14 protein-coding genes are annotated in these 17,025 nt (G+C 46.9%); 6 read left to right on the plus strand and 8 right to left on the minus strand.

Annotation, left to right across the window (positions count from 1 at the left end; translation table 11 throughout):
- Positions 1-139: 139 nt before the first annotated feature.
- Positions 140-640: an AAA family ATPase gene (locus BM082_RS14810; RefSeq protein WP_074927508.1), complete on the minus strand. Its 501-nt coding sequence runs from the start codon at positions 638-640 to the stop codon at positions 140-142.
- A gap of 231 nt (positions 641-871) precedes the next feature.
- On the opposite strand from BM082_RS14810, the gene BM082_RS14815 reads away from it, so the two are divergent.
- Together BM082_RS14815 and BM082_RS14820 are read left to right on the plus strand one after the other, a co-directional pair.
- Positions 872-2,479: an eCIS core domain-containing protein gene (locus tag BM082_RS14815; protein WP_074927510.1), complete on the plus strand. Its 1,608-nt coding sequence runs from the start codon at positions 872-874 to the stop codon at positions 2,477-2,479.
- A gap of 83 nt (positions 2,480-2,562) precedes the next feature.
- Positions 2,563-4,281: an RluA family pseudouridine synthase gene (locus BM082_RS14820; RefSeq protein ID WP_074927512.1), complete on the plus strand. Its 1,719-nt coding sequence runs from the start codon at positions 2,563-2,565 to the stop codon at positions 4,279-4,281.
- A 391-nt stretch (positions 4,282-4,672) separates the two neighbouring features.
- Here the strand turns inward: BM082_RS14820 and BM082_RS14825 are convergent, their stop codons facing one another.
- Complete coding sequence (locus BM082_RS14825; protein WP_074927514.1) at positions 4,673-5,749, minus strand: substrate-binding domain-containing protein; 1,077 nt, start codon at positions 5,747-5,749, stop codon at positions 4,673-4,675.
- A 117-nt stretch (positions 5,750-5,866) separates the two neighbouring features.
- On the opposite strand from BM082_RS14825, the gene BM082_RS14830 reads away from it, so the two are divergent.
- Positions 5,867-6,958, plus strand: coding sequence for a substrate-binding domain-containing protein (locus tag BM082_RS14830; RefSeq protein ID WP_074927516.1), 1,092 nt, complete (start codon positions 5,867-5,869; stop codon positions 6,956-6,958).
- On the plus strand, positions 6,955-9,447 hold the full coding sequence (locus BM082_RS14835; protein WP_074927518.1) for an EAL domain-containing protein: 2,493 nt from the start codon (positions 6,955-6,957) through the stop codon (positions 9,445-9,447). The genes BM082_RS14830 and BM082_RS14835 overlap by 4 nt, the downstream gene beginning before the upstream one ends.
- A 73-nt stretch (positions 9,448-9,520) precedes the next feature.
- Here the strand turns inward: BM082_RS14835 and BM082_RS14840 are convergent, their stop codons facing one another.
- A complete protein-coding gene (locus BM082_RS14840; protein ID WP_074927520.1) occupies positions 9,521-10,087 on the minus strand; it encodes a TetR/AcrR family transcriptional regulator in 567 nt (188 codons plus the stop codon).
- Between the two features lie 142 nt (positions 10,088-10,229).
- On the opposite strand from BM082_RS14840, the gene BM082_RS14845 reads away from it, so the two are divergent.
- The gene (locus tag BM082_RS14845) at positions 10,230-10,685 is read left to right on the plus strand and encodes a cupin domain-containing protein (RefSeq protein ID WP_017016126.1); all 456 of its coding nucleotides are present in this window, start codon (positions 10,230-10,232) and stop codon (positions 10,683-10,685) included.
- A 118-nt stretch (positions 10,686-10,803) separates the two neighbouring features.
- Here the strand turns inward: BM082_RS14845 and BM082_RS14850 are convergent, their stop codons facing one another.
- On the minus strand, positions 10,804-11,139 hold the full coding sequence (locus BM082_RS14850) for a rhodanese-like domain-containing protein (RefSeq protein WP_074927522.1): 336 nt from the start codon (positions 11,137-11,139) through the stop codon (positions 10,804-10,806).
- 192 nt (positions 11,140-11,331) lie between these two features.
- Entirely contained in the window at positions 11,332-13,314 is a 1,983-nt protein-coding gene (uvrB, locus tag BM082_RS14855) for an excinuclease ABC subunit UvrB (protein WP_074927524.1), read from the minus strand.
- A gap of 562 nt (positions 13,315-13,876) precedes the next feature.
- On the opposite strand from uvrB, the gene BM082_RS14860 reads away from it, so the two are divergent.
- Positions 13,877-14,647, plus strand: a complete 771-nt coding sequence (locus BM082_RS14860) for a toll/interleukin-1 receptor domain-containing protein (RefSeq protein WP_074927526.1) — start codon at positions 13,877-13,879, stop codon at positions 14,645-14,647.
- Between the two features lie 226 nt (positions 14,648-14,873).
- On the opposite strand, the gene BM082_RS14865 is transcribed toward BM082_RS14860, so the two are convergent.
- From BM082_RS14865 to BM082_RS24800, 3 genes are read right to left on the minus strand one after another with little or no spacing between them, the layout of a single operon-like run.
- Positions 14,874-15,515, minus strand: coding sequence for a transmembrane anchor protein (locus tag BM082_RS14865; RefSeq protein ID WP_074927528.1), 642 nt, complete (start codon positions 15,513-15,515; stop codon positions 14,874-14,876).
- A 16-nt stretch (positions 15,516-15,531) separates the two neighbouring features.
- Entirely contained in the window at positions 15,532-16,275 is a 744-nt protein-coding gene (locus BM082_RS14870; protein ID WP_017015064.1) for a HupE/UreJ family protein, read from the minus strand.
- A 58-nt stretch (positions 16,276-16,333) separates the two neighbouring features.
- Entirely contained in the window at positions 16,334-16,684 is a 351-nt protein-coding gene (locus BM082_RS24800; protein ID WP_131800110.1) for a hypothetical protein, read from the minus strand.
- Positions 16,685-17,025: the final 341 nt, after the last annotated feature.

Below are 17,025 nucleotides of genomic sequence, written 5' to 3' on the forward strand. Positions count from 1 at the left end.
AGTGGGCGCATTGAGGGCCTCCCTTCGGGCGAGTTGACTGACGCCGTGCTCTTTGTTGTCCCTTTTTGATGGGGGTGACCACATCGGCAAAGGGACGCCGCGATCACAACGCCAGTCAAACTCGCTGAATCCAGCATATTCAGGTCGTTTGGGTATAAACCCCCTCCCCGCCAAATCGTTCCACCATCAAAGCAAGAAACGACTCACCGTGAGATTGATGATGCAAAGAGACACCGCCGTATGAATTGATGATCGGCGGCTGGGGCCCGGGTTCTTCATCCAATTCATCAATGTTCGTGGCGACGTTGTAAAAGCTTTCCGCACGCAGAAAAAATCCATCACGGTGCTTCTTGTAGGATTTTGAAAAACCTAAATACGCATAGAGAGACGAGTGCGTAGATCGGGTGCCGAAGTTGAAATTTTTGGTGCCGCCTTCAGCGTTAAACCCCATTCCAACGGCGATGGCCTCTAGCAAGGTCGATTTCCCGCTGCCATTCTCCCCCACCAAAATAGTCACGTCTTTTGCAAATTCGAGCGTATCAAGATGATTCACCGCCGGAATAGAAAACGGGTAGGCGCTAAATGAATCAACCCGATCCCGCTTTAAGTTAACCTCTTTGAGATACGGCAATGCTTCCATGTGTATAGATACCTAAGCGTAAAAGCACGGGCAGCTGAAATGCATGAACCTTACAAAGCCGTGCTTTTTTTGAGAGTGAAATGCCAACACAATACTGCCACGTTCAATCTGAAATACACTAAAACTAAGGCTCAGCAATGCGCGTGGCGCTCATCAATGCATGCTATAAAACTGGCGGATAAAACACCATCAAAAGACACGTTGAGTTCAACGAGCATATACAATGGAAGCATGAGCAACGCCATTGCGCCCCAGCGAAACTGGCCAGCCTACCGAACCTTATCCACTCAACCTTCTATTTCATCCTCTAGTCTTCGTGTGCAACCACCCAATCACAAGCTTGATCGTGAAGCAGACCAATTTTCAGCCGCCACGGTTAGCGGCATTTATTCCTCATCATCAAGAGATATTCACCGCCCACAGATCGCACCCACCTCCGTTGGGAAAACAATCCGTGAATCTGGCGTTCCACTCGATCAACCTTCTCGCCAGTTCTTTGAACCGATATTGCAGCGAGATATTAGCAAGGTAAGGATCCACACCGGTCAGTTTGCCAACCTTTCAACCCAATCACTAAACGCGTCGGCTTACACCGTTGGCCATCATATTGCCTTTCGCAACGGGTTCTATCGTCCTCACACAAGCACGGGACGAAGTTTGCTTGCTCACGAATTGGCGCATGTTGTTCAACAAGCAGAGGGACGAACGACGCGTATTCAATGCCACGACTTGCCCGAGCAGGTTGTCCCTGGCTCTACCCATCTCAGTCGTGTGGCTCAAGCTTACCGTCGTGATAACCATCACGTTGGCGATAGCATCAATTTGATGGCCGTTGAATACTCTACAAGCGATGGCGTTCGGCAAACACACGTTTTTGAAAACCGTCCAGGGGTCGCTCATACCGAAGTCATGGTGGACGAATTCTTCAGGCAACAAGGCAGTGGTGTTCGCATTCACGAAATGTATTCAGAACGTCAGCCCTGCGGACCATCTGACCAAGACTGCGAAGTCAGAATCCACCAAATAATTAGACGACGAGGACGCAGAGGGTCCGATGGTGAACCCGATACACGCACCACTTACGGGTATCAGTATCAAGAAGCAGCAAGTCAAGGCGGAACGCGAGCGCGTCGCTCACGAGAACGCATTGCAGACTCCGCAAAGCGAACACGAACAACGGGCAACCTTGAATGGGATTTCCCACGCCGTGAGCCACCACCACACCATGAACGAAACGAAGGTGGCCCCGTTACTCGACGTTCAAGACGGCTCAGGATCCCTTCATCCCGTATCAGACGTTCACAACGTGGCGCGATGTCTATCGAAGCCGCAGGCCTGATCTCATTAATCGCCGCTTTTCTCGCTGGCTGGGTTGAAAGTGCGGTTGACGGAAATCGATTATCAAATGCGATAGAAGCACGAGTGCCCAATGCACTCCAACAAGCTATAAACGATAACGAAAACCTCGCTTCGATGATTCGCGCTGCGACCGCGACCATGCGCGAAGGCCATGCATACGTTGACCTACATGCTGTCGTTGAAGCTGAATACTCTTCCGAAAGTTTTGTCGTTTGGCAAGACGTGGAGGAAACACCACCACATCTTGAGGCCGTTCGAATCTCGCATTTTTCCGACACGCCCATCGCCTATGAAGACCGACAAATCAGTCGCTCGCAACCTCAATTCAATGTATTCGAAGAAAGAAACAAAATGCGTTTTTCAATCCCACTAGAGTTCGAACAGACGCAGGTTCGACATGAACAAGAGAATGGCCAAGACACCCTCAGACAACAACTCACAGCCTTAGGGATGCCAATCCCAACCAGTTTGGAGCAGTAGGCGCTGTTGCATCACCAAAGTAGTATTTTTCACTTAAACAGGTAAAATCACGCCCCCAATCGAGTTGCTGATAGACTTTTACCATGCACCCAGACGCATCGTTCACACCAGACGGGCTATTTACCCGCTTTAAAGCCGATATCGATCATCTCGAATTGCCGAGCGCGTTTACTTTCCCATTTTACTATCAGCCACACCCGCTTTGTGTGCGTGCTTCACAAGAACTACAGCAACACCTTGCCACGCAAATCGATTGGCAGCACGACTTTGGGCTTAACAGTGAGCACGAACTGGATGGCGAAAATACGGCAGAAGGCACAGGCAAAATGTTTGGCGTTTTGCTGGTGCGCTCTCCACGCGGGGAGCTCGGCTATTTCAGTGCGTTTTCCGGCAAAATTGCTGATCAAAACATCCTGCCGAACTTCGTACCTCCTGTGTTTGATATGCTGGCCGAGGAGTGTTTCTTCCAAACCGAATTGGAAGCGATCACCACCCTTAACGCGCAAGTCACAGCCCTTTCTGCCAACCCTCAAATATCGTACTTGAGTGGCAAAGTCGCGCAATACCAAGCCGACTACAAAGCGCTAGAGCAACAACAGCGACAAACCATGATTGAAGGACGCGCAGAGCGTAAACAGCAGCGCCAGCATGCCGAAGCCCACTTGACGGGCGAGGCGTTGCACGCCGCGTTAGAGCAACTTGCCAAGCAAAGCGTTGCCGAAAAAAACGATCTCAAATACCTCAAGATGGCATGGGATGAAAAAATCGACGCCCTTCACGCTGAGTTAACCGCGCTAACCGCCGCCATTGACGATGCGAAGCAGCAACGTAAAACCTTGTCGAACGCTCTGCAAAACAAACTGTTTGAGCAATATTGCTTCCTCAATGCGAACGGTGAAGAAAAATCCCTCAACGCCATTTTTGCCCCAACCACCAGCCCGACGCCGCCTGCAGGGGCTGGGGAGTGCGCAGCACCTAAGCTGCTGCACTATGCCTACAAGCACGGATATATCCCGCTCGCGATGGCGGAGTTTTGGTGGGGCGTTTCACCGAAATCAGAAGTACGTCAGCATAAAAAGTTCTACCCATCATGCCACGGCAAGTGCAATCCCATTCTGGGGCACATGCTGGAAGGGTTAACGGTTGATCCAAACCCGCTTGAAACCAACTGGGCAGAAGACAAAGCGTTAGAGGTGGTTTATCAGGACGAGGCCATCATCGTGGTGAACAAGCCATCAGGCCTGCTCTCCGTGCCGGGTAAAACCATTAAAGATTCGGCCTACACCCGCGTGATTACCATGCTGCCAGAGGTTGAAGAGATCTTTGTTCTGCATCGATTAGACATGGCGACGTCCGGCTTGTTGGTGTTTGCCCTTACTCGACGCGCAAACAAAAACCTGCAAAAACAATTCATCACCCGTGGTGTTGAGAAGCGCTATGTCGGGATGGTGGAAGGGATTGTGGAACAGCCAAGCGGTGAGATTAACCTGCCGATGCGCGGCGATCCTGACGACAGACCACGCCAATTGGTTTGCTTTGAACATGGCAAACCTGCGACGACGTATTGGCAGCTCATCCACGCCGACAACGGTCGCAGTAAACTTCACATGCAGCCGAAAACCGGTCGCACCCACCAACTCAGAGTGCATTGCGCACACGTGATGGGGCTGAATATGCCAATGGTTGGCGACGGTTTATATGGTGAACCCGACACACGCCTTCACCTACATGCAGAACAACTTTCATTTGATCACCCTTACACGCACCAACGCATGACGTTCGACGCGGCGTGTGATTTTTAGGTGTTCTCCCTTTGTGGCGTCAACGAAAGCCTATGTATGAATGCCTCTGTCTGTATGTTTATTCCGCGCCTAAACCACAGCAATTTCGCGTTGAATGCCAACAGAATATATTAAAACACCATCGGGATGCGGTTGAACACCTCTTAGAAAACTCAATCTCAATTTGTTTGGATATAAAGATTTGTTGAGGCTGGGCCGTACGAAAAATAAGACAACACTTAACACATTGGAATGATTAATAGTAAACTAAATGCATATTGATGCTATTTCATTATTTCCCGGACGTAACCAGTCGACATTAATTGAAATGAAAACAAAATAATACACACATTGAATTCACTGTTTATTATATATTACTAATGTTTAATATAAGATTAGACTTAATTATCTATTAATTACTTAGAGAGTAACGAAAGGCTTCTTCCGTCAATTTATCTAATTCTTTTTTACTCATCTTGTTATGGACAACAGTGATTCGCCCTAAGTACACTTTCGGCACGTCAGACGCTTTGCCTTCTATGTAAAATTTGATGGCCTCCGCAGTAGCAACCCCTAAGTCATCGCTCATTCTCATTGGCGTTGCATCCAATTCACCGGACCGGATCCTTTCAATCTCTTTTGCTGTGCCTCCCCAGCCGGTTACATACACGTCTGAAAGCTTCTTTTCTTGGCGAAGTACATCAATCGACCCCATGGTCATCGCAGTATTGGCATTATGGATCATCGTTACACTAGGAAAGTTAGCGAGGACTAATTTTACCCCATCAGCGCCGCCGAGTTTCTGGTATTGACCAAAGTGTTCATACACGTTAATCCAACCACCTTTTTGTTCTACACAATCGATAAAACCTTTTGAGCGCTGGGTGTCGGTGATCCCAGGAATACCTCTATTTGCCGCAAACTCCACACCTTCGCCTAAGTGTTCAACAACATGACTGCACAGAACCTCTGCCCCCATAGCACTCGAAAAATCGAACCACGCATCGGGTTGATAAGTCCATTCACTGTTTGGCGTGTGGAAAGCCCAAATGAAGGTTTTGAACTTGTCTGAGGCGGCGAGTTTCTGGATGTTCTTTGCTTGAAAGCCGAGTTCAGACGGGCCAAAAATGACAAAGTCGTAAGGCTCAGTGGCATTCAATACATGCTCGGTATGCTGGGTCTGCAACGAGTGCTCGATTTGCTTCGACGTAAACTCGTCAATCTTATAGGGCAATGCTAGGGCCAATAAGCGTTTGCTCAGCGCAGTGTAATTCTTCACCCAAAAGTCTGAAATATCAGAACTTGGATAAATAAGGGCTATACGCACAGGTTTCTTTACCATGCCCGCAATCGTTGGCAATGGTTTGTCACTGACAGTTTGTTGGAAATTAAATGTTTTTACATCTTCATCAGCAAAGACAGACCCGGAAATTACACATAAGCACAGAATCAGGCCTCGAAAGATATCTATTTTAATTTCTCGATCCATATTGTATACCAGACTACAAAATACGATTAACATAATCATCAATAGTACACTCAAACCATAACTTAGAATTATCATATTTTTATTATGACTAGATTTTTTTCGTCGATATTTATACTCATGTCACTTACTCTTAGTTCACTTTGCCTCGCCGAGGTTACGACCTCTCAAGCAGAATTCCTTGTTTACGCGAAAGAAAAAGTAAATAAAGCGATAAAGGGCGGAGAAGTTTGGGATGGGCCAACAACAGGCCCAAACATCGTGCGAAGTAAAAATATTATCTTCGTCGCGTCTGATTTAAGAAATGGTGGGGTGTATGGCGTTGGCAAAGGCATGTCTGAAGCGATCGCACACTTAGATTGGCATCTGAGGTTTATCGATGGGCTTGGCTCCGCCGTTCGGCAGGGAGCTGGTATCCGAAAGGCCATCGGGTTTCAACCCGATGCCATTGTGCTGGGTGGGCTGGATGCTCAAAGGCACAAGGACATTCTGCTAGAAGCGAAACGCCGTGGCATCATCGTCATTGGTTGGCATGCTACTGAGTTGGCAGGTGGTAACAGCGAAATAGGTCTGTATATGAACATTACCACAGACCCTCTTGATGTTGCTGAAGTGGCTGCATTGCTTGCCATTGTTGATTCTGAAGGCCAAGCAAACACACTGATTTTCACCGACCCAAATTACAAAATCGCGTCTATCAAAGCCGACGCTATGGCGAAAACAATTTCCCGTTGCGAAGGCTGTGAACTTCTAGAAATTAATGCACTCCCGCTTGATGAAATCGCAGAAAAAATGCCTAACGCATTCAACACGCTTTGGAACAAATACGACAAAAAAATCACACATATTCTTGCCATTAATGACCTTTATATTGACTACGCCATTCCCTCACTAGAGTCCAACGCTGCGCGCACCATACCGCTCCCTCAAAATATCTCTGCGGGAGATGGCAGCAAAGCAGCATACAAACGTATTCATAACAACAAGTTCCAGTTCGCAACTGTCCCAGAGCCATTATACTTGCAGGGCTGGCAGATAACTGATGAGCTAAACAGAGCCTTTCATAAGCTCCCTCCAAGCGGCTATTCCGCGCCCGTACATATCGTCACACCAGACAATATCGGAGAGCTCATTACTAGACAAAAAAGCGGTATCTACGACCCTAAAAACGGTTATCGAGAAGCATACCTTAAGATTTGGAAGCCACAATGAACCTAAAATCAATGAGCGTGACTCAACGACTGATTGTGTCGAGCTTGCTGTCTCTTCTTATCTTCAGCTTCGCTGTATTTCTGGTTATTCGCTCACTCTCTTATGTTGAATCGATATTGAAGAACGAAGCCTCTAACCACGTGTCTGAATTGATCGTTAATTCTGAAATCAGTCGTCGGGTTTTTGCGCTCACTTCACGCGTAAAGCTGTTGGAGCAGACTTTTCTGTTCAGTGAGACAGTGCTGTCGGAAGAAGCTTTCAATGTCGATTTTCAATTGCAACGGCTAAGAGGCCTTTCTGCCAATAAAGAACTTTCTTACAAAATCGACGCGTTTATAGGAAATTTTCACCGCTTTCTGGGTAGTTCCTTAGGACTTAATCGCATCTTGAAGCAAACAAATGCCATTGACGGCATGCTGGCGAAACAGCTCGATCAACTCGAGTTCTCGGTTGCTCAAAGTAAACTTCAACAGTCAAATAAAAAGGATTTAATAAAATATAACAATGAATTAGACCTCATCAGCATGCTTAGGGAGTCCTTCCTCACTGTCGGTAAAATGGTCGGCGATATCCATAGTCGAATCACACCAGAGACAGAGAAGGTATTACTGATCGAGGCCGAAAAAGAGTTAGATATTTTCCTGCTTCATCTTGAAAACGTTGACATCAAGCATCAAGACGTTTCGCTGCATAAAGCACAAATGAAAATAACACTGAAACGCTATCACGCTGCGCTAAAAAAAATCCGAGCCAATTTGGATCAACGCTGGAAAGTGATGGCTGCATTGGTTGACGCGCAAACAGAACTGCTCGAAATGGTGGAACGCACTGAATCGAGAGTGCAATCTCAGACCCTCACCCTCACCAGTCAACTTGAAGAGGTCATTCGCCATTCCAAAATCAATGCGATTACCATCAGTTGTGTTGCTTTTCTCTTTTCCGTATTTCTCATCAACCGCGTGATACGACGACACATTCAGAAGCCGCTTGATGATCTAAAAAACGGCTTCGATCACCTGTTAACAGACGGTAAGAAGCCTATTAACTTGGGCCGGACAGATGAATGGGGAGACATTGAAAACGCCTATAACAACATGGCGGCACGCTTGTCTGAAGCCTATAGCGCTATCAGCGATGAAAAGAAAAACTTCGACTTTCTCGCACACCATGACCCATTAACAGGTCTCGGTAACCGTTTGCTCGCCACCAAATCGCTCAACAGCAATATCGACCTCGCCAAAAAAAGTCAGAGCGCATTTGTGTTGTTGTATCTCGATATTGATGAATTCAAAACAATCAATGACTCATTGGGCCACGCCGCCGGAGATAGCTTGCTGACCAACGTTTCCAAAACACTCTCCGATCTGATTGGTACGTCAGGCTTTGTCGCCCGCATGGGGGGCGATGAGTTCATGATCGTGATGTCAAACACCAGCTTGATACAGGGAGAAAAAGTCGCCCAGAAAATCAACAAAGCCCTGAGAAAGCCCTATCACATCGTCGACAACACCATTGTTGTCTCTGCCAGCATTGGCATCTGTGAATACCCAGCACACGGGCGTGATGGCGAAACCTTGATTCGAAATGCGGATACCGCTATGTACTGCGCCAAACGCCAAGGTCGCGATCAGTACCGTATTTACAGCGATGAAATGACAACTGAAATCAATGAGCACATTGAAACACATCGAGGCCTACATGACGCTATACGCCGCGATGAGTTAGTCGTTTTCTTCCAACCAAAAGTAAACCTCGATACGGGCAACACGATCGGTGCGGAAGCACTAATCAGATGGCAACACCCAAAACTTGGCCTACTTCCTCCTTCCGCTTTCCTTGAAGTGGCTGAAAAATCCGACCTTATCATTGACATAGATAAGTGGGTATTTAGGAAGGTGGCACAGCTCCTCACTGATTGGAAACATAATGGTATAAACACAGATTGCATGGTCATTGCTGTGAATTTTTCCGCCAGAATGTTCTATATGACAGATCTCGCTGACCAGCTGCAGCACATACTTGATAAAACCGACTGTAAGCCAAGCCAGCTAATCCTTGAAATTACTGAGCGCGACATGATGCGGGATTTTGAAACCTGCGTAAGAACGATAGAAACGCTCCATGCGAAAGGCTACAAAATTGCGATTGATGATTTTGGAACCGGGTATTCCTCCCTTTCCGTTCTTAAAAATCTCTCTGCCGATTACATCAAGCTGGACAGAAGCTTCATCAAAGATGTCAACACATCAAAGTCTGACCTTGAAATCACTCAGGCCATTTTGAAACTCTCACAAGTGTTGGATCTCACCGTGGTAGCAGAAGGTCTGGAAACCCAATCTCACGTCGACACACTCCGCGGAATAGGGTGTGATTTAGCGCAAGGCTACTACTTCGCCAAACCCTTAACGGTCGATGCGTGGCTCACATACCTAGACGACCAAACAAGGGAGATAGACCAAAGGCAACCTTTGCAACTATCGTCATTGTGAGCAGCAACACAGAGTACTTAACATCGATTTAAATGCAAAAATACAGCAAGATTAATGACAAAAGCAGACGATTTCACTTCAACAATTGTGGGGCTTTAGATATGCAGGCCGCTAACAGTTCGCTGATCGTCTCTTTGTCATTTAATGCACGTGACACTACCACCCCGCCAATCAATAACGCTGCCATTGACAAGGCGCTTTGCCGGTCAGTGATACGTCCATCCGTTTTGGTTTCCAATATATCTATCATCCCTTGAAACACAAGGGTATAGGCTTCCTTTGTCTCTGCGTTTTGATTGGAGGTATCTGTGGCGAATGCTGCGAGCGGACATGGCGATATTTTATGCTCGACGTGGTCATCACAAAGATATGTCTTCACTATCGTTTCAACGTTCAGCGCGCCTTCAGACTCTCTGATTATCCCAGCTAACGGGCTGTACTCCGTCGCGGAATATACCGCTTCTTTGTAGAGTTCTTGCTTAGAATTGAAATGCGCATAAAAAGCGCCATGCGTTAGTTTGACATCTTTCATCACATCTCCCAACGACACGTTATTAAAACCTCTCTTTGCAAAAAGCCTCACTGCACTTTTCAGAATTTTCCTTCTCGTTTCCAGTTTTCTCGATTCAGGCCAAGGCATGCCGACTCCAAAATATTATGTTGAACATATAGTCAATCATCTTAATCTACCCTCAGAAAAGAGAGAAAACAATCCATGGTTTCTTTCTCGTAAAAAACACTTTCAATTTATATTTCAGATGGTTAAACGAAGGATCGACACAATGAACAATCTAAAAACACTTTCAAAAGGACGTAACCACTGCGCTATCTCAACCGGTAGCTTAGATAACATTGACCAGTTCACCTTTGCGCATGACGCAGTGCCATTTCAGATTGAAGGTAAGGTATTTGTCAGCGAAGCACTGGGCATGTCCGGCGGGATTCTTTCACTCAATAAGCTCGCACCGCATGCATCTATGCCTTTTCATCATACTCACGTTGAACACGAAGAAATTTACATATTCATGGGTGGGAAAGGAGAGGTCATGGTCGACGATGAGCGCTTTGAAGTAGAGCCCGGATCGGTGGTGCGCGTTTCGCCTAACGGTGTTCGCTGTTGGCGAAACCTCACTGACGAGCCACTCTACTATGCTGTTCTGCAAGCGAAAGAGGGGGACAATGTCATCAAAACCACCATTGAAGATGGAAGAGGCGTAAATCGTCCCGTTAAATGGTAACGACTCGTCAGCATACCAAAGGGTTGAACCCGCCTATGCGTTCATCCCTTTGTTCAACAGAGCATTTGGAGTGAAACGAGACCGTGTTTCGTTGAACCCAAGCTCAGACACGATAGTATTATTCAGCGAACAAACCTCGCTGCTCTCTGGCGTCGTCAATGCCGCCGGCATTAAATACGTTTTGGTAGCCCTCTGCTTTTAACGCTTCCATCGCTTTACCTGAACGCACTCCGCTGCGGCAATACAGGCGAATTTCTTGGCTTTTATCCGGATAAAGCGCTGACACTTCTTTCACGATATCGGTGTGAGAGAAGCGAACATCCCCCGGAATGCTATCAAAAAAATGCTCCGCTGCGCTTCGTGTATCTATCCATACCGCTTCTGCATGCAAAGCTGCACTCAGCAGCATGACCGCCAAGCCAATAACCCCACTTTTCACACTTAACAACGTCATGACTATCACGTCCTATGTACATAAACAGGTTTGTTTCCCATTTTTACACTATCCGCGATGGATGATCAGTGCGCTGAGTCTGCGATGAGCTTTGGGTCACTGCCTCGGGATGCCGTTCACATTATGTCTAGGTGCAGTCGTCGCCATCAAAAAGAGACAACAAAGTGCACTTCAGTAAAGAGCATCAACCGCTTACATAAAGATATACTGCCGATAGAGGGTATCGAGTGTCGCCCGTAAGGCATTGGTCTCCGCATTTTCCGTTCCGCCATTTTCGGCACACACCTTTAACAGTTCTCGCTCAGTTTCCGTGATCCGGTGGCACAGTTCCTCAAGCGTGGCGCACATTAAGGCATCTTTGCTCTCAAGTGGTTGCGCTATGGCAGGATCAATGGTCCGGCTCGAACTTCTCGGCTGCAGTTGATGCGCCTCGTTATAAGCAATTTGCTTAGCTCGGCGACGGTTAGATTCATCCATGGCGCTTTGCATCGCTGGTGTAATACTGTCGGCATAGAGCACAGCCTTACCCTTCGCGTTTCTGGCCGCACGTCCAATGATCTGAATCAGTGCTTCCGTGGAGCGTAGGAAGCCAGCATGGTCTGCATTCAGGATTGCGACCAAGGAGGCCTCTGGAATATCTAGTCCCTCTCTCAGTAGGTTTATCCCAATCAACACATCCAGCTCACCACGTCGAAGTTGACGGATGATCTCAATGCGGTCTTCCGTTTTCACATCACTGTGAATGTATTGGCAACGGATGCCTGCCTCAATGTATTGATGGTAAAGCGCTTCAGCACTTTGCTTACTGAGCGTGGTCACTAACACCCGTTCTTGAGCCTCAATGCAGGCGCGAACCCGTGCCATTAAGTCTTCCTGTGTTTGCGCCAATGGCACAATTTCAATCTCTGGGTCGAGTAATCCGGTCGGGCGTATAACCTGATCAACCACCTCTCCCCCCGAGCGTTGCACCTCGTAATTACCGGGTGTCGCTGACACAAAAATGGTCTGTGGTTTGATCTTCTCAAACTCTTCAAAGCTAAGAGGACGGTTAAATTTGGCAGACGGCAAACGAAAACCATAGTCAATCAGGGTGTCTTTACGACTTTGATCGCCCTTATACATGGCATGAATTTGCGGCACCATCACGTGGGATTCATCAATAAACAGCAACCCACCTTTTGGGAGGTAATCCATCAAGGTCGTTGGTGGCAAGCGCGTGTCTCGACCCGTGAGGTAAGACGCATAGTTTTCTATTCCGCCGCAATACCCCTGCAAGCGCAGCATTTCTATGTCACGTGTGGTGCGTTCGTAAAGCCGCGCAGCTTCCACCACCTGATGGTTACGACTCAACGCTGCAGTGCGCTCTTCAAGCTCGGCTTCGATCGCTTTGCAGGCACGGGCAACCTGTTCAGGAGACGTTGAATACAGGGTTTTGGGTGACACGAGATAGTGTTCCAACTCCCCCAGGATTTCTCCGGTCGCATTATCCACCCGCAACAATTGCATAATGACGTTGGCATTGTCGAGCATGACCACAATCACTTCTTTTTCTGAATCTGCCGGGAAAATCTCCACCTTATGCGGGCTAATACGGTAGCTCCCTCGCGACAAAGGCTCACCGCCGGGCTCATAGTGGAGTTTGGCCAGTTGGTTCTCCAGTACCATAAGATTGAGTTGCGCCCCAAGCGCTAGCGGAATTTGCAGCGCTCGGTAGTCATCGGGTGAGCCCAGACCATATACCGAGGACACAGACGCCACCACAATCACATCTTTGCGCTCAATCAGCGCTTTCGTGGTCGACAGCCGCAAGCGTTCAAGCTGCGCATTCACCGCGGAGTCTTTCCTGATAAAACGTTGACTGCCAGGAATATAGACTTCTGGCTGATAGTAGTCATAGTAAGAGACAAAATACTCCACAGCGTTTTGCGGAAAAAACGCCAGCATTTCATGGTAAAGCTGGGCGGCTAACGTCTTGTTGTGCGCAAGAATAAGGGTGGGTCGCTGCAAACGATGAATGATGTTTGCCATGGTGAATGTCTTGCCTGATCCTGTTACGCCCCGCAATGTCTGATGCGTTTTCCCCGCCTCAATCCCTGCGATGAGCTTTGCTATCGCTTCTGGCTGATCGCCCGCCGGTGAATTCTTAGAGTGAAGCAAAAAAGTGTGCTGACCCATGCCTGATTCCCTAGTCACTAAATACGCATCACCAAGTAAAGGACGGGCCAACGTCAGCTGTCAAACCGTATAGCGTGCTAGAACTGGGAATATTGGGATTGTGGAAAGCAAAGCCCGACATTGGCAGCTTTTGGGCGGTTTTTGGATAGACCTAGACAGTGCTGCCATAGATAAGCAGCATCACCATCCATTCTTACATTTGTCCGTGATCATTCGGCAGTTTGTGGAAAAGCGATTTAGGGGGATTGCCCTAAATCGCTTTTGGGCAGAAACGACTTAGGGTTGACACTCTAAGCAGCTAGATTCGAATAGGTGAGTTTGGGCAAAAATGCTTTCATTCCGAAAAGGACAACAGCTTTCATGTCCGTATTCGTTCAATTTACTGAATAGAGGGCGGGCTTGTTCAACATCCAAAAAAGTTTCGGTTGCGCAACACTTATTCGTGATTGTTAGTCGATTAACACCAAATGCCTATGGTTTCATATTTTTCACTAGCTATCCTTGAAATTTCAGAGCTTTAGCACAATATGTAGTACGATATAACTATGACAAGGAATTAATCTTGAGCACGACTGTCCCTAAAGTATTCATCTCTTATTCTCATGATAACCAAGCTCACAAAAAGTGGGTTCTAGAGCTGGCTCAGCGCCTTAGAAACTCTGGTGTTGACGCCATTTTAGACCAATTCCGTGTTGGGCTAGGTGATGATTTAGGTAGTTTCATGGAGAGAAGTGTTTCGGAATCAGATCGTATCATTATGGTTTGCACCGATACTTACGTAACTAAAGCTAACGACGGACTTGGTGGGGTTGGCTACGAGAAGATGATTATGACTGCCGATTATATGAGCCAAGTCGATAGCAAAAAAGTAATTCCTCTAATTCGCCAAAACGGTACTCACCATGTACCGACGTTTCTTAAGAGCCGCCTTCACATTAATTTCTCTCGTGAAGACGAGTTTGAACTGCAGTTTGATAATTTACTCCGTGAAATTCATGAAGCTCCATTATTCAAAGAGCCACCTGTCGGTAACAACCCCTTTGAATCTGTGGTAGATAAACCCGCAGAAAGTGTAACCGATAAGAAAACGGAACTACTAAAAAGTTGGATAGACAGCTACAACCGAGGTAATGGCTTTTTCACTTTCGACGAACTTCACATGCAACTAGGTTGTTCTAAGATATTCGCTGAGGTTTATATTAGTGAGCTATTAGAAGATGGTTTCATTAAAAGAGATTATCGCCGCACCCAATTCAGAGAGACTATTGAAGGTTTTATATTGACTAGCAAGGCTAAAATTCATGCTATTCAACAAGGTTGGGTCAAAGAATAAAACTCGCCAAAAACTTTATAAAGTCGCTTCATAGGCGACTTTTTTAACTTGGCTTTTTGCTCAGATAACTATTAGGAATAGTAAGACAAAACTCAGTGCAACGATTCGCAAAGAGTGTTTGCGATAACACGTAAAGGGTATTTTCATGCTAGAAGTTATTGGCCTGATTGAGCCTGAGACAAAAAATGAAGATAACCCCCCCTGCACAATACAGGGGGGATTTTTGTTAGAGGACGCGTTTCATTTCCACATATTCGCCATTGGTTTTAAGTATCACCATGACAGTGTCGGCGTTTCGGTTACGGAAAAACCATCCATGGTTGCCAGTGAATGCAGCGAGCAGCTCACCTTGGTCATTGGGTACACCTCGACCTTTCTCGTAGCTGATAGAACGGCCATTTCCATCACCATGTGTGTCGTAATTTACAGGCCCACCCTTTGATTTCCAATCAAACGTTGCAGTCTGTCCTTTTGCCATCACCAGTTTCACTTCCGCGCCCTGCCCAGGTTTGAGAGTAAGAAAGATAGTATCTTTCCACTCAGGGGCTTGTGCATCAGATGTCTGAACGACGGATGCTGACTCAGCAGTGGATTCAGTCGCGGTGACGGGTTCGGTCGTTTCAACAATGACGACCGTTTGTTTAGCGGCATTGTCTGCGGCAGCTTCTTGTGCCAACTGGTTTTTTATTTCCCCCATCTCTGTTAGCCCCAACACTTTACCAGCGCCCGTAGGGTCAATCGCGTATTCAGCAGGCAAGATCACTGCTACGAGAATCACAATGGCCGAAACCAATGCGATAAGTGTGGAACGAACAAGCTGTTTGGTAGAAGGCAACTCTGCACGGGTAGGCATGTCTGAGTTATACATAATTCAATCCTTTAGATTATTGGGAAACAACATAGCCCGTTAACTGATAACCGATGAGCATGAAACCGAAGCTCATCATGACGACATTGGCGGTATACGCCTGGCGATAGAAATGTGTGTGTCGTCGCCAAAACCCCATCACAATCAGGATGACGCAAAGCGCCAGCATCTGACCGATTTCAACGCCAATATTGAACGCAAGGAGATTGGGCATTAACCCATCAGGGGAGATGTTGTAATCGATAATTTTCGAGGAAAGACCGAACCCATGACAGAAGCCAAATAATAACGTTGCCAGTTTTGTATTGGGTTGAAAACCAAACCATCGCTGGAACGCACCCAAGTTATCCATGGCCTTGTAGACGACAGAAAGCCCGATAATGGCATCAATGATGTAGCTGTTGATCCCTATATTGAAGTAAACACCCAGCAGCATGGTTGTGGAATGCCCTAGAGCAAACAAGCTGACATACAACGCAACATGGTTGAGTCGATAGAGAAAGAAAACAACACCAAACAGAAACAAGATATGGTCATACCCCGTTACCATGTGTTTTGCACCTAGGTAGATAAACGCAATGAGGTTTGTGCCTGTGATTTCCTGAATATACCCTTTGTCACCTTGCGCGACGGCATGTGCAAGCGCATCAGTGCTCATCACCATGAGTAAGACAAGAGAGAAAAAAAAGAGCACTTTTTTAACGTGGTTTCCCAACCCAATAGGTAGCAGGCTTTCTTCCCGTGAAGAAAGTAACATCATAAAAACTCCGTAATATTGATTGAATGATGGTATCGCTACGTTTTCAGCGTAGCGGATATTAAGCAAACAATGGCAACTTCGGAGGGCGCTCTATTTGGAAGGGGGTACGTATAGGTAACCCAATGACAGAGATAACTAATTGGGCATCTAAAGACGCGCAAATCACAAAGACACGACTCCCATTGAAGTGGGCCTTGTCGTGCGAGTGATTGCTGGCATCGTGATGAAATGGGTGTTCTGTCTCTTCCCCATGGTGATGAGAATAGACATGCCCATGGCCATGTTCTAACTCGATGGCTGAAACAGGGTTGTGGGACTGAAACTCGCCGATAGCAAAAGACGTCGTGCTTATCGAGACGACAAACAACATCACATAACAGATAGATTGTACGGCCAATCGAGAAAACATCGTTGTTATCGTCTTTTAAAATGCGGGGGAATGGAATGGTGGTTATTACGCAAACCACTCAACAGATACTTATACCCAAACAACTCGAAGCCTACTAAAGTAACGGCAGAGGGAACACCGTGAGTAATGTAACTATGATCACAAAACATACAATTGAGTTCGACATACATACAAAAAAACGTGATGCGCACGGTTCGCCAGCGTATGCCACCTCAGCCCTTCGATGACCACTTTTCTTACCACTCCGCTCTAAGAGTGTCTTCCTCTGCTTTCTCTGTGTTCTCCTTGAGAAAGACCTCCGACCAACCCGCGCAGACGATCTCCGTTATTGACAACCGCTA

The organism is Enterovibrio norvegicus DSM 15893, assembly GCF_900115495.1.
Lineage (GTDB): Bacteria > Pseudomonadota > Gammaproteobacteria > Enterobacterales > Vibrionaceae > Enterovibrio > Enterovibrio norvegicus.

Excerpts from the sequence above, each read along its gene's own strand:
- BM082_RS14810 (WP_074927508.1), bottom strand. The coding sequence starts at position 640 with ATGGAAGCATTGCCGTATCTCAAAGAGGTTAACTTAAAGCGGGATCGG.
- BM082_RS14815 (WP_074927510.1), top strand. The coding sequence starts at position 872 with ATGAGCAACGCCATTGCGCCCCAGCGAAACTGGCCAGCCTACCGAACC.
- BM082_RS14820 (WP_074927512.1), top strand. The coding sequence starts at position 2,563 with ATGCACCCAGACGCATCGTTCACACCAGACGGGCTATTTACCCGCTTT.
- BM082_RS14825 (WP_074927514.1), bottom strand. The coding sequence starts at position 5,749 with ATGGATCGAGAAATTAAAATAGATATCTTTCGAGGCCTGATTCTGTGC.
- BM082_RS14830 (WP_074927516.1), top strand. The coding sequence starts at position 5,867 with ATGTCACTTACTCTTAGTTCACTTTGCCTCGCCGAGGTTACGACCTCT.
- BM082_RS14835 (WP_074927518.1), top strand. The coding sequence starts at position 6,955 with ATGAACCTAAAATCAATGAGCGTGACTCAACGACTGATTGTGTCGAGC.
- BM082_RS14840 (WP_074927520.1), bottom strand. The coding sequence starts at position 10,087 with ATGCCTTGGCCTGAATCGAGAAAACTGGAAACGAGAAGGAAAATTCTG.
- BM082_RS14845 (WP_017016126.1), top strand. The coding sequence starts at position 10,230 with ATGAACAATCTAAAAACACTTTCAAAAGGACGTAACCACTGCGCTATC.
- BM082_RS14850 (WP_074927522.1), bottom strand. The coding sequence starts at position 11,139 with ATGACGTTGTTAAGTGTGAAAAGTGGGGTTATTGGCTTGGCGGTCATG.
- uvrB (WP_074927524.1), bottom strand. The coding sequence starts at position 13,314 with ATGGGTCAGCACACTTTTTTGCTTCACTCTAAGAATTCACCGGCGGGC.
- BM082_RS14865 (WP_074927528.1), bottom strand. The coding sequence starts at position 15,515 with ATGTATAACTCAGACATGCCTACCCGTGCAGAGTTGCCTTCTACCAAA.
- BM082_RS14870 (WP_017015064.1), bottom strand. The coding sequence starts at position 16,275 with ATGATGTTACTTTCTTCACGGGAAGAAAGCCTGCTACCTATTGGGTTG.
- BM082_RS24800 (WP_131800110.1), bottom strand. The coding sequence starts at position 16,684 with ATGTTTTCTCGATTGGCCGTACAATCTATCTGTTATGTGATGTTGTTT.